The following is a 12,843-nucleotide window of genomic DNA, read 5'->3' as shown; positions in this document are numbered from 1 at the left end:
TTGTACTTTTAAAACATACTCATTTACTGAACACTTAAATTACAATGATAAAATATCACTTTAGAAAAGCAACATTATCTGAAATGGCTCCGATATGGAATATTTTACAACGAGCCATACAACGACGAAAAGAAGATGGTAGCAACCAATGGCAAGACGGTTATCCCAATCCCCCAGTTGTACAAAAAGATATAGAAAAAGGAGAAGGATTTGTTTTGCTTCAAGGAGAAACAATTATTGGATATAGTGCTGTAGTAATCAACAATGAGCCTGCCTATGACCAAATTGAAGGAAACTGGTTAACGAATGCAGATTTTGTTGTCATGCACCGAGTAGCCATTTCTGAAGAACATTTGGGTAAAGGTTTGGCTAAACTGATGATCAAAAACATAGAAAATTTTGCCTTAAGCAACGGGATATACAGCATAAAAGCAGATACCAATTTTGACAATAGCGCCATGCTAAAAATTTTTGAAAGTTTAGGATACTCTTATTGTGGCGAAGTCTATTTTAGAGGAAGTGCCAGAAAAGCATACGAGAAAGTGTTAACTAAACAGGATTGATTACAACTCTAAAGAATTAAGAGTTAAAATTAAAAAACCGCAAATTCGCAGATAAAAATAGTTAGTAACTGTTTCTATACTTTTGGAATTTGCGGTTAGTTTTATAAAAAAAAAAATCTTAAACTGTCGTTTCTTCTTCAAGAGCCGTCTCAAATTCCATGTGGTCTCCTACTTCCGCAGCTACTTCAGGTCTCGAAGCTTTGAGCGCATTGAACTTTTCTAATTGTTCTAATTCTCCTTCTTCACCGCTGAAGTAGGGAAAAACATCCATGATAGGAGATTCCATGATAGCGGGAATAGTGTAGTCACCCATCGTTCCTTTCATGATACCTGTCGTATTGTCAAAAGCTTCTTTTACATCATTCGCTTGCACTAATAAATACATGCTTGTCTTGCGCTCTTTGCCGCTTTCTTCGTCATAAGCCAGTAAAGAAACTTTCGATTTAAACCAACGGTCTGCATTTTCAAAAGGATGGATCTCCGCGTAATTCGCCATTTTTATATTGGTGATTTTAAACTCTTCACTAATATAAGCCGACATTTCTTCTGTAATTCTACTTTCTGCTTCGGTATACGACAAAGCATCTACCAAATACGGTTCCGTTGTAATCTTTTGCCCGCCGGTTTCATCTGTTTTTCTATACTTTACTTTGCATTCATACCAAATTGTGCTCATCTATATGTTTTTTTAAGGAGGTCAAAGATAGATTTTAAAGGAAAAAAAAAAACACTTTTCACAAAATAGATATTCACAATTTTAGAGAATGGCTGTATTTTTTTTGGATGCAGCACTGTGACCAGACACACTAAAACGTAACAAACTATAAAATTGGTACGTATTGAAAGCGCCTTTTTCCAGCCTGTATTAAAAATGAAATTGGTGAAATTAAAGTGATTACCAGAGGAATTAGATTCTACTAAAAAACGATAATTTTAACATAAAAAAAGGGCTTATTTTGTGTTAATATAATGTTAAATAAATACCAAACAGTTGTTTAAATTAAACGCTTGTTTAAATTTGTTTTGAATAAATTAGATCCAATTGAAAAGTAATTTTAACGACAAACAAATTCAAATCCTCGAAGTGGCTGAAGTTCTTTTTGCCGAAAAAGGATTTGATGGTACTTCTATTCGCAACATAGCAAAAGTGGCAAAAATTAATGTTGCCATGGTTTCTTATTACTTTGGTTCCAAGGAGCGTCTATTGGAATCCCTGATAGTATATCGAACCTCCGATCTTAAACATCAATTAGACAAGTTACTGCAGGAAGATCTTGAACCAATTGATAAAATCAATAAACTGATTGAATTATACATCAATAGAATTAATAGCAATCGAGGAATTTATAGAATTCTACACTTTGAATTCACCACAAAAAAGAGAGAACAAAATCTTCAGGCTTTTTCGGAATTAAAAAAGGGAAATCTAAAATCCCTTGAAACCATTATTGAAGAAGGTCAGAAAAAAGGGATTTTCAGAAAAGACGTTATTATTCCACTTATTACGCCCACCATTTTGGGTACTTTCTTTCATTTTCACATGAATAAACCTTTCTTCGAAAATTTATTAAACTTGAAAACCGAAGATTTGTACAATAACTACATAAAAACCAATTTGACAAAGCACATTCAACAAACTATTAAAGCACTTCTGATTTATGAAAGTTAGTCAATTCATGCTCTTTGGGATTTTCTTCATTGGAATTTCCGCTGTAGAAGCACAAGAAAAAACAAGTTTAACATTGAACGAAGCCATTAATTTGGCTTGGACCAAAAGCAATGAGGTTACGTTGGCAAATACAAAAGTAAAAACCAAAAAATACGAATTACAATCCACAAAAAACAATCAATATCCAGATTTAAAACTATCGGGTCAATATCAAAGATTGGCCAATGCATCGGTCAATTTTAAACTCAATCAAAATAACAACGCGCAACCACTGCCACTTGTCAATCAGTTGATGATTGGACAACTGAACGCCAGTGTCCCTGTTTTTTCTGGCTTCAAAATTCGAAATAGCATTACGGTCTATGAGAATTTATATCAGGCAGAAATGGCAACGGCTTCGCAAACAAAAGAAGAAATAGCGTTGCGGGTTATCGATTACTATGCTAGCTTGTACAAAGCTCAAAAAACAATTGAACTTTTAAAAGAAAATCAAAAAAGTGCACAACAACGTGTAAAAGATTTTATCGAATTAGAAAAAAACGGAATTATTCCCAGAAATGATCTTCTGAAATCTAAATTACAAACTTCGAAAATTCAACTATCGCTGGACGAAACGAACAATAATTTAAAAATTATCAACTTTTATTTGGTAACACTTTTAAAATTAAATCCCAGTACAAAACTAGAAATTCGGGAAGAAGATTTTGCTGATTTCCAAATGACGAATGTTCCAACAAATGATTTACCAGCTTTAGAATATCGCAAAGATTTAGAAGCCATACGCTTTCAGGGAAAAGCAAGTGAAGCTAATATCAAAATAGCCAAAGGGTCTTACTATCCAGCGATTGCTCTAGTTGGTGGATACACTGCATTAGATTTGAGCAATGTAATCACCGTTCAAAATGCGATGAATATTGGTGTTGGAATTTCTTATGATTTAAGTGCGATTCTCAAAAATGGTACGCTGGTTAAACTAGCCGAAAGCAAATATCTTGAAGTGCAAAATTCGGAATCGATATTAACTGATTATATTAAAATTCAAGTAAAAAAGGCTATTGAAGACTACGATTTAGCCTTGAAACAAAGTGTTGTTTATGTAGAAGCCGAAGAACAATCTACTGAAAATTACCGCATTGTAAAAGATAAATATGATAACGGGCTATCCGATACCAATGATTTATTGGAAGCGGATGTAGAGCAACTTAGTTCTAAAATCAATAAAGCTTTGGCCAGAGCCAATACCATTCAAAAATACTACGAGTTACTTTCCGTAACTGGCCAACTATCACAAACCTTCACTATTGCTCAAAAATAATCGCACCCCATGGAAAAGAAAAAAACAAATAAAAAATTTATTATTATCCTTGTGGCTTTGGTAGTTTTAAGCGCAACTTACGGGATTTATAAATACATGCATTCACAATCGCATGAGGAAACAGATGATGCCCAAATTGAAAAAAATATGAATCCAATTATCCCAAGAGTTTCAGGATATGTGGACAAAGTGTATATCAAAGACAATGATTTTGTTACTAAAGGCGATACGCTTTTTACAATTGACAAAAGAGATTATCAATTAAAAATTGAAGAAGCAAATGCTGCGATGGTTGGAGCGGAAGGTAATTTTGAAGTTTCTAAAGCAGATATTGGAAGTGCATTGGCCAGCATCTCTGTATCTGATGCTAATGTATTGTCAGCAGGTGGAAATATTGAATCGGCAAAAATTAGATTAGGACGTATTACCAGTGATTACCAACGATATGAAAATCTATACAAAAGCCATTCGATTACAAAACAACAATACGAGCAAGCCTTAGCGGCTAAATTGGAAGCAGAAAGTCAAGTTCGTGTGTTGCAACAGCAAGAAAGAGCAAGTGCCTTTCAAAAATCAGTAATCGTGGCTAAGTCAAAGGTTTCAAACAAGCAAACAGAAGTAGCTGCCGCCAATATTAAAAGAGCCAAAGCCGTATTAGATGCTGCCAAATTAAATTTAACATACACGGCAATAACTGCTGCAATTGATGGTCAAGTTTCAAAAATTGATATTCAACCCGGACAATTAGTGCAACCAGGACAATCGTTATTTTATATCATCAACAACAAAGAAGCATGGGTAATTGCTAATTTCAAAGAAACGCAATTGAACAAAATGGTTATTGGTCAAAAAGTAACCGTAAAAGTAGATGCGTACCCAGGTTATAATTTTCAGGGATCCATTACCTCTTTCTCTCCGGCTACAGGTTCCCGATTCTCCTTATTACCTCCTGATAATGCCACGGGAAATTTTGTAAAAACAATCCAGAGACTTCCAGTTAAGATCAGTTTGAACACGACAAATGATCCAGAAAAAATCAAATTACTTCGTCCAGGAATGAATGTCGATGTAGACGTACACTTAGATTAAATAAAAATTTTGGCAGCTTTTAAAATGTCAAAAAGAGACACAACTTTTAAGAGAATGATAGTTTACAATTTAGTATAAAATGGTACACACCGGAGAAGATGATTTAGTAGAATATGGCTTTAGAAGAGTCATCATAACCATTACAGCCGTTCTTTGTGCAATGCTCGAAATTGTAGATACTACAATTGTAAATGTAGCATTAAACAATATGCGAGGCAGCCTTGGTGCTTCTCTGACTGATGTGGCTTGGGTAATAACTGCTTATGCTATTGCCAATGTGATTGTGATTCCCATGACGAGTTGGTTGTCGCAACAGTTTGGGCGCAGAAATTATTTTGCAGTTTCCATTATCATCTTTACAGTTGCTTCTTTTTTATGTGGAAATGCCAATAATATATGGGAATTAGTCGCCTTTAGATTTATACAAGGACTAGGTGGAGGCGCTTTATTAGTAACAGCACAAACCATCATTACAGAGAGTTATCCGGTCGCCAAAAGAGGTATGGCACAAGCCATTTATGGAATGGGAGTGATTGTAGGACCTACACTTGGACCGCCATTAGGAGGGTATATTGTAGATCATTTTTCTTGGCCTTATATCTTTTATATCAATATTCCACTTGGAATTATCGCTACATTATTAACCTTATCCTTCGTGAAAAGTCCAAAGTATGGTGACAAGCTAAAGGCGAGCCAAGTCGATTGGTGGGGAATCTTTCTTTTAACTGCTTTTATTGGTTCTTTACAATATGTTTTAGAACATGGTCAGCAAGATGATTGGTTTAATAATACTACCATTGTCCTTTTATCTGTGATTTCCATTTTTGGTTTACTACTGTTTATTTGGAGAGAACTAACGTATAAACATCCCATCGTGAATTTAAGAGTTCTTAAGGATACCAACTTAAGAGTGGGAACTATTATGTGCTTTATACTTGGTTTCGGGTTGTATGGTTCTACTTTTATTATCCCCATTTACACGCAATCCGTTTTAGGCTGGAGTGCGTTGGATGCTGGTTTATTATTGATTCCTAGCTCCATAACTACTGGAATTATGATGCCTTTTATAGGCAAAATGATCCAGCGTGGGGTACCGCAGGCCTATATGGTTGCTGCAGGTTTTCTAACCTTTTTCTTTTTTACCTATTGGATGCAACAAGTAATTACGCCAGATTCTGGTGAAGAACATTTATTTTGGCCTTTGATATTAAGAGGTGTTGGCTTGGGTTTATTATTTGTTCCTATTTCTACCCTTTCATTGTCTACTTTAAAAGGGAAAAGTATTGGCGAAGGTGCTGCTTTTACAGGAATGATGAGACAATTAGGTGGTTCTTTTGGTATTGCCATTATCACCACTTTCATTGCTAGATTCAATCAGGAACACCGTGTAAATCTGATATCACATCTAAATGCTACTTCTTTTGAAGTACAGAAAACGGTGCAAGAGCTCAAAATGGGATTCATGTCCAAAGGATTTTCTGAAAATGAAGCTTTGGCAAAAGCTTATAAAGCGATAGAATACAAAGTAATGGTACAAAGTTCTGTACTATCATACATGGATATTTTCCTGTATTTAGGCGCCTTGTTTTTGTTATGCATTCCTTTTATACTTTTGATAAAAAAAGGTAAAAATAAAATCAATCCCGCCGATGCAATGCATTAATAGAGATCCGATTTATAGCGTCTTAATGTATTACGCTATAAATCGTGTTTTTTTATAAACCGAAAACAGCGTCTTATTTAATGACGCAATGTATCGCACCTGTAAGATTATCGGGTAAAAACCAAATGACTTCCTTCTGATAAATTAGCATCAAATTGATAGCCATCGTAATTGAAACCTTTTAAATCATCTACTGTTTGAGCATTGGTTTCGATGATATAGCGCACCATCATTCCCCTCGCTTTTTTAGCAAAAAAACTGATTATTTTAAGTTTTCCGTTTTTATAATCCTTAAATTCTGGTGTAATTACGGGAACCTTTAACGCTTTGACATCAATTGCTGAAAAATATTCATTACTGGCTAAATTCACAAATAATTCTCCTTCATTTACTTCTTTATTCAATGCTTCTGTAATTGTAGATTTCCAGTATTCATATAAATTTTTGCTTTCGCCAATGGGTAGATTAGTTCCCATTTCCAAGCGGTAGGCCTGCATTAAGTCTAAAGGTTTTAGCAATCCGTACAAACCAGAAAGGATGCGCAAATTATCTTGCAAAGCTTGAATTTTATTTATAGGTAACGAATAAGCGTCTAATCCCGTGTACACATCGCCGTCAAAAGTATAAACGGCAGGACGTGCATTTGATGTTGTAAAAGGCGTTTTCCATTCTTGATTTCGTTTCCAATTTAAATCAGCCAATTTATCAGAAATACTCATTAAATCTGATAAATCAGCGGGCTTTTTCTCTTTAAGTACTTTTTGAATCTGTTTTGATTCTTTTAAAAACAAAGGTTCTGTATGTAATTTGGTAGGTAATTCTTTCTCGAAATTTAAGGATTTGGCTGGCGATATAACAATTTTCATAAATAATACTCTTTCGAGCTCTTTCAATTAATAAACTCAAAAGTACAAATTGAAAACCGGAAACGACAACTATTTGCACTGATTTGTTTACTACTGTCATAAAGAATTAAATTCACAACCCATTATATTTGCGTAATTTTGAGTTCAAAATAACTCAAAAGCGGACCTCAAAATGAATCCAATTGAAATCCAACAAGCAACCCTAAATGATCTAGAAATACTGCAAGAACTAAGTATCCAAACATTTACGGAAACGTTTGCTGCCGTAAATACCCCTGAAAATATTGCCGACTATATCAAGGATAGTTTCAACACACAGCAAGTAACAACGGAATTGAACAATACTAATTCTACGTTTTATTTAGCCTATTCCAATGCAGTAGCCGTTGGTTACCTAAAAATAAACTTTGGAGATGCCCAAACCGAAACCCATGACAAAAATGCTTTGGAGGTGCATCGGATTTATGTTTTGCAAACTTTTCACGGTAAAAACATTGGACAATTGTTGCTAAACCAGGCTAAAAAGGTGGCGGAAAATAATGGTGTTGCGTCTGTTTGGCTTGGTGTCTGGGAAGAAAATTACAGGGCGCTTCGATTTTATGCTAAAAATGGATTTGTCGTTTTTGATAAACATGTTTTCACATTGGGAAATGATAAACAAACTGATTTATTAATGCAACTTAGACTTCCATAAAAGTAACACTTGGTTGCCCGTTGTACCAAGTATTTTTCAATTTTAAAACTTAAATTCCCCCTTATTTACGCCGGTCGGAAACGTTATTTGGCTTATTTTTGTAACAAAGAGGACTAAAAGCTATGAAACACGATGTAATTATTATTGGAGCGGGATTGTCAGGATTGACTGCGGCTGTTCATTTGCACCGCCAAGGGCGAAAAGTACTTATTCTAGAGGCCAGCGACCGAGCGGGAGGAAGAATAAAAACCGATTCCCATGAAGGATTTCTCTTAGACCGAGGTTTCCAAGTACTTTTGACTGCTTACCCAGAAACGCAAGCCTTACTCAATTACAAAGACTTACAACTAAAAAAAATGCTACCTGGAGCAACCGTACTCTATGACGGAGGCATTTTTGAAATTGCAGATCCCTTGCGAAGACCTTCGGCTGCATTGGCAACCCTTTTTGCTCCCGTTGGTACTTTAAAAGATAAAATGAATACCCTATGGTTAAAAAATAAATTACAAAAGTTAACCATCGAAGCCATTTTCGAACAGCCAGAACAAACGACCCAAAAGCAACTAGCCGAATATGGTTTTAGTCCAAAGATGATTCAGCGTTTTTATGCCCCTTTCCTTTCTGGAATTTTTTTAGAAAATGATTTACAAACTTCCCGACGAATGTTTGATTTTGTGATGAAAATGTTTTCTGATGGTGACGTGGCAGTTCCTGCTTTAGGAATGGAAGAAATCCCAAAACAACTAGTCGCCATGCTTCCAGCAGGAACTATAGAATGCAATACGAAGGTAACTGCTGTTGATGGCAATAAAGTAACTACTGCAGATGGAACAATTTTAGAAGCCAACCAAATCCTTTTGGCAACGACCGCAAATAATCTTACGCAAGAATTTTTTCCAAACCAAAAAATGACTTCTCATCAAGTGACTAACCTCTATTTTGAAGCCCAAGAAGCGCCTACAAAAAAGGCCGTCGTTGTATTGAATGCCTCAACACAGAAAAAGTGGGTCAATAATTTGACGGTCCTTTCTAATGTTTCTGAAGCTTATGCGCCAAAAGGCAAAGTACTTATTTCTGTTTCCTACAATGGAATCCCAACTATTGACGACGCAACTTTGGCTGAAAGCATGAAAGACGAGTTAAAACAGTGGTACGGTCATAAAGTATCTTCATGGAAAATGTTAAAGGGTTATCGCATTGAGTATGCTTTGCCAACACAAGAAAGTGTGCGAAATGACATCGCTGCTTCTGAAATAAAAATATCAAATGTACTGTACATTTGTGGAGATAACTTACTGAATGGTTCCATAAATGCAGCAATGAAAACAGGTAGGTTAGCGGCGGAAGCAATGCAAATTTAGGATTCTGCATAAAAGAAAAGTATTGTCAAAAAATAATTTTTACATTTAAAATTTTAGTCCTTTATTTTTACAAAAAAGTCTAGCTATCTAATTCAGCAATTGTCTTTTATAAAACCATTAAGAAAATCAAGTGCAACTATCCTTGATTTTCTTATTGGTTCAAAAAAAAAACGATCTAATCTTTATAATTAGCACTTGATTTAATCAATTATTACTTTGTAGGTAGGATCTTCTAAAATATTTACGTCTATAATCTGATCTGCATTTTTTAGTAGGGTTTTACAATCAGCGCTTAAATGTTGTAAATGAACCGTTTTATTAAGCTTGGCGTACCGTTCCGTAATTTTGTTAACGGCATCAATCGCACTCATATCCGTAATTTTACTTTCCTTAAAATCAATAATAACCTCTTTTGGATCATTAAAAACATCAAATTTTTCAGAGAAAGCTGTTGTGGACGCAAAAAATAAAGGACCATATATTTCATAATGTTTCACTCCATTTGCATCAATGTACTTTTTGGCCCGAATTCTTTTAGCACTTTCCCATGCAAAAACTAGAGCGGAAATAATCACTCCTATTAAAACTGCTAGCGCTAAATTGTGCAATAGAATGGTTATAACTGCTACTACTATTCCAACAAAAATATCATGTTTTGGCATTTTATTTATTATTCGGAAACTCGCCCACTCAAATGTTCCAATGGCTACCATAATCATGACACCAACCAAAGCTGCCATGGGTAATTGTTCAATTATTGGAGCTCCAAACAAAATAATAACGAGTATTGTCAAGGCAGCAACAATTCCAGACAAACGTGCTCTAGAACCTGCAGATAGATTTACCAACGTTTGTGCAATCATGGGACATCCGCCCATCCCGAAGAAAAAACCATTTAAAATATTTGAACTTCCTTGTGCAATACATTCTCGATTTCCATTGCCCTTAGTTCCTGTAATTTCATCTACCAAGGTCAGTGTTAATAATCCTTCAGTCAATCCTACAGCAGCCATGATTAAGGCATACGGAAATATAATTTCCAACATTTCGAAAGTAATTGGAACATTTGGAATATGAAATGGAGGAAAACCACCGCTGATTGAAGCAATATCTTGGACCGTTTTTGTTTCGATTCCAAAGAAAAAAACCAATGCAAAGACAACGATAATAGCGGCCAATGAAGCCGGTATCGCTTTTGATACTTTTGGCAACAACACTATAATCGCAATGGTAAGCGCAACTAAACTTGTCATAATTAGTAAGGGACTTCCTGAAAGAAATTGGATTTGCCTATTGACTATTGCTTTGAATTGATCCAATTGCGACATGAAAATAATAACCGCTAAACCATTGACGAACCCAAACATCACAGGTTGCGGCACCAATCGAATAAATTTTCCGAGTTTAAAGATACCCACTAAAATTTGTAAAATACCTGCCAAAGCTACTGCTGCAAAAACATATTCTAAGCCATTGGACTTCATTAGAGCAATTAAAACAATCACTGTAGCTCCAGCTCCTCCCGATATCATTCCTGGTCTTCCACCAAAAATAGCTGTGATTAAACCCGCAATAAATGCAGCATACAAGCCCATTAAAGGTGGAAAACCGGCAACTATTGCAAAAGAGAGCGATTCTGGAATCATCGTCATGGCTACGGTTAAACCTGCTAAAATTTCTATTCTAAAATTGACTTTTTGAGAAAAATCAAATAAATTAAATACTTTTTTCATTTCATAAATATAAGTGGACGACGCAATTTCATAGTTAGAAATTACATCGAATAAAATCATCGATAAATTGTTCTTGGAAGAAATTCCTAGATTTAAAAACTGTAAATCAGTGCGGAATACTTTGAGAAGATGCTATTGTTTGTTTTTTCATTGGAATTGCAAAAATAGAATTTTTTAATTGCTTTTACAACCAGAAATTGGAACTACGACGCAACACTTTTGACTTTTATAACGAAAATTTTAGAATAACGGCAATTGGACCACACTTATATCTTGCATTAAAAAAATAAGACTTTTAGCTCCAAATTTTTAAAATCCATCAAAAATATTCATCTTTGACTTATTAAAAGTTTTTTATTCGTAAAAATTATGTAGAACTACAACGAACTAATTTCGACTAATAAAAAAAAATCAGTTTTTAAAAAAATTATGTTATGAAATTACTATATACTTTATTTTTTGCTTTTTGTTTAACTGGTAGCTATTCTCAAGCAACGAATGACTATTTTGAAAATAGTAGGGATAATGAAGTCGCGTTGACTGCTTTCTTTTCCCACATGCCAAAAGGCGGCGATTTACACCACCATTTTTCCGGTTCTATTTATGCTGAGCCTTTATTACAACGTGCCATAACAGACGATTTTTATTTGAATACTGAAACGATGGATGTTCGAAAAGAAAAGCCAGCGACTGGAAATTGGAATTTATTTTCTACCTTAAAAACAAATGGAACTTTAGATTATTACAAACAACAAATCATGCAAAAATGGTCTGTAAAGGACTATAATTATGTAGATTACCCTTCGGATAAGTTATTTTTTGAATCGTTTATGAAGTTTGAACCAGCTATAAAGGGAAATTTCGGGAAAGGATTATTAGAACTCAAAAACAGAGCCATTTCAGAAAACGTCAGTTATATTGAAACCCAATTATCGACGATTCCAACGGACCTTAATACGGATGATTTAACAAAGTTCAATTCAAGATTGCGAAAATTAGCTTTGGCGAAAGACGAAAAAACAATTTTAAAAACACTAGATTCTGTTTACAATTCATTAGTAAAAAAAGAGGCTGAATCTTATGCCAAAGATTTCAATAGCAATTTTGTGGCAAAACTTCACAAAGACCTTAAAATTGATGACAAACAATTTACAATGCGGTACCAAAATTTTGTATTGCGTTTCATGGAACCTGTCGATTTATTCAAGAATCTGGTTATCGCTTTTATTTCGGCAGATGAAAGTCCGCTGATTGCCGGAGTCAACATTGTTTCTCCAGAAGATGGAACAACGTCGATGAAGGATTATTGGTTGCACATGCTAATGTTTAAATATTGTCATTCCCGTTATCCAGATGTAAAATACGCGATGCATGCTGGCGAACTTACCTTGGGATTAGTACAACCCGAAGAACTTACGTGGCACATCAGCGCTGCGGTTTATACTGCAGGAGCCAACAGAATTGGTCACGGAGTAGACTTAGCGTACGAAAAAGATTCATACGATTTATTGCGTTATATGGCCAAGAAATCAATCCCAATCGAAATCAATTTAGTGAGTAACGAATTTATTTTGAAAGTAAAAGACGGTCGTCATCCATTAACTTTATATAAAGAATTTGGTGTTCCTATCGTTATCAGCACGGACGATGCAGGAATTTTACGCACTAATATGACTGAGCAATATGTATTGTTAGCCAAAAGATACAAAGGCGTTTCTTACAGCGATATCAAGCAATATGTGTACAACAGCATCAATTACAGTTTTATAAAGGATGAGGGTGTAAAAAAACAACTTCTTAAGGATTTAGATCTTAGATTTAAGACTTTCGAAGCAAATTTTCCAATGAAATAAATCTGTTTTTAATTGTAAAGTCCATTGCATCAAACCA

At 34.8% G+C, this 12,843-nt stretch carries 11 protein-coding genes; 8 read left to right on the top strand and 3 right to left on the bottom strand.

Annotation, left to right across the window (positions count from 1 at the left end; genetic code table 11):
- Nucleotides 1-44 precede the first annotated feature (44 nt).
- Nucleotides 45-563: a GNAT family N-acetyltransferase gene (locus BUA03_RS08725; RefSeq protein WP_066081493.1), complete on the top strand. Its 519-nt coding sequence runs from the start codon at nt 45-47 to the stop codon at nt 561-563.
- A 118-nt stretch (nt 564-681) separates the two neighbouring features.
- On the opposite strand, the gene BUA03_RS08720 is transcribed toward BUA03_RS08725, so the two are convergent.
- On the bottom strand, nt 682-1,239 hold the full coding sequence (locus tag BUA03_RS08720; RefSeq protein ID WP_066081495.1) for a DUF4494 domain-containing protein: 558 nt from the start codon (nt 1,237-1,239) through the stop codon (nt 682-684).
- A 366-nt stretch (nt 1,240-1,605) separates the two neighbouring features.
- Between BUA03_RS08720 and BUA03_RS08715 the strand changes: the two genes are divergently transcribed.
- From BUA03_RS08715 to BUA03_RS08700, 4 genes are all read left to right on the top strand, one after another.
- Nucleotides 1,606-2,232: a TetR/AcrR family transcriptional regulator gene (locus BUA03_RS08715; protein WP_066081498.1), complete on the top strand. Its 627-nt coding sequence runs from the start codon at nt 1,606-1,608 to the stop codon at nt 2,230-2,232.
- Entirely contained in the window at nt 2,222-3,547 is a 1,326-nt protein-coding gene (locus BUA03_RS08710) for a TolC family protein (RefSeq protein ID WP_066081501.1), read from the top strand. The genes BUA03_RS08715 and BUA03_RS08710 overlap by 11 nt, the downstream gene beginning before the upstream one ends.
- Nucleotides 3,548-3,556: 9 nt before the next feature.
- Nucleotides 3,557-4,636 (top strand): HlyD family secretion protein, encoded by a 1,080-nt coding sequence (locus tag BUA03_RS08705; RefSeq protein WP_066081504.1) that lies wholly within the window; start codon nt 3,557-3,559, stop codon nt 4,634-4,636.
- A 79-nt stretch (nt 4,637-4,715) separates the two neighbouring features.
- Complete coding sequence (locus tag BUA03_RS08700) at nt 4,716-6,299, top strand: MDR family MFS transporter (RefSeq protein ID WP_066081507.1); 1,584 nt, start codon at nt 4,716-4,718, stop codon at nt 6,297-6,299.
- A gap of 107 nt (nt 6,300-6,406) precedes the next feature.
- Here the strand turns inward: BUA03_RS08700 and yaaA are convergent, their stop codons facing one another.
- Nucleotides 6,407-7,165, bottom strand: a complete 759-nt coding sequence (gene yaaA, locus BUA03_RS08695; protein ID WP_066081830.1) for a peroxide stress protein YaaA — start codon at nt 7,163-7,165, stop codon at nt 6,407-6,409.
- Between the two features lie 172 nt (nt 7,166-7,337).
- On the opposite strand from yaaA, the gene BUA03_RS08690 reads away from it, so the two are divergent.
- A complete protein-coding gene (locus BUA03_RS08690; RefSeq protein ID WP_066081512.1) occupies nt 7,338-7,859 on the top strand; it encodes a GNAT family N-acetyltransferase in 522 nt (173 codons plus the stop codon).
- A gap of 122 nt (nt 7,860-7,981) precedes the next feature.
- Nucleotides 7,982-9,220 carry a protoporphyrinogen/coproporphyrinogen oxidase gene (locus BUA03_RS08685; RefSeq protein WP_066081516.1) on the top strand — a complete coding sequence of 413 codons (1,239 nt, stop codon included), beginning with the start codon at nt 7,982-7,984 and terminating at the stop codon, nt 9,218-9,220.
- Between the two features lie 200 nt (nt 9,221-9,420).
- On the opposite strand, the gene BUA03_RS08680 is transcribed toward BUA03_RS08685, so the two are convergent.
- Nucleotides 9,421-10,953 carry a SulP family inorganic anion transporter gene (locus BUA03_RS08680; RefSeq protein WP_066081832.1) on the bottom strand — a complete coding sequence of 511 codons (1,533 nt, stop codon included), beginning with the start codon at nt 10,951-10,953 and terminating at the stop codon, nt 9,421-9,423.
- 434 nt (nt 10,954-11,387) lie between these two features.
- Here BUA03_RS08680 and BUA03_RS08675 point away from each other — a divergent pair, with 434 nt between their 5' ends.
- The gene (locus BUA03_RS08675) at nt 11,388-12,806 is read left to right on the top strand and encodes an amidohydrolase family protein (RefSeq protein WP_066081520.1); all 1,419 of its coding nucleotides are present in this window, start codon (nt 11,388-11,390) and stop codon (nt 12,804-12,806) included.
- Nucleotides 12,807-12,843 lie beyond the last annotated feature (37 nt).

The organism is Flavobacterium fryxellicola, assembly GCF_900143245.1.
Taxonomy (GTDB): Bacteria; Bacteroidota; Bacteroidia; order Flavobacteriales; family Flavobacteriaceae; genus Flavobacterium; species Flavobacterium fryxellicola.
The sequence above is the reverse complement of the archived record's forward strand: the minus strand, read 5'-3'. Positions and strand labels throughout refer to the sequence as shown.

Excerpts from the sequence above, each read along its gene's own strand:
- BUA03_RS08720 (WP_066081495.1), bottom strand. The coding sequence starts at position 1,239 with ATGAGCACAATTTGGTATGAATGCAAAGTAAAGTATAGAAAAACAGAT.
- BUA03_RS08725 (WP_066081493.1), top strand. The coding sequence starts at position 45 with ATGATAAAATATCACTTTAGAAAAGCAACATTATCTGAAATGGCTCCG.
- BUA03_RS08710 (WP_066081501.1), top strand. The coding sequence starts at position 2,222 with ATGAAAGTTAGTCAATTCATGCTCTTTGGGATTTTCTTCATTGGAATT.
- BUA03_RS08690 (WP_066081512.1), top strand. The coding sequence starts at position 7,338 with ATGAATCCAATTGAAATCCAACAAGCAACCCTAAATGATCTAGAAATA.
- BUA03_RS08685 (WP_066081516.1), top strand. The coding sequence starts at position 7,982 with ATGAAACACGATGTAATTATTATTGGAGCGGGATTGTCAGGATTGACT.
- BUA03_RS08680 (WP_066081832.1), bottom strand. The coding sequence starts at position 10,953 with ATGAAAAAAGTATTTAATTTATTTGATTTTTCTCAAAAAGTCAATTTT.
- BUA03_RS08705 (WP_066081504.1), top strand. The coding sequence starts at position 3,557 with ATGGAAAAGAAAAAAACAAATAAAAAATTTATTATTATCCTTGTGGCT.
- BUA03_RS08700 (WP_066081507.1), top strand. The coding sequence starts at position 4,716 with ATGGTACACACCGGAGAAGATGATTTAGTAGAATATGGCTTTAGAAGA.
- BUA03_RS08675 (WP_066081520.1), top strand. The coding sequence starts at position 11,388 with ATGAAATTACTATATACTTTATTTTTTGCTTTTTGTTTAACTGGTAGC.
- yaaA (WP_066081830.1), bottom strand. The coding sequence starts at position 7,165 with ATGAAAATTGTTATATCGCCAGCCAAATCCTTAAATTTCGAGAAAGAA.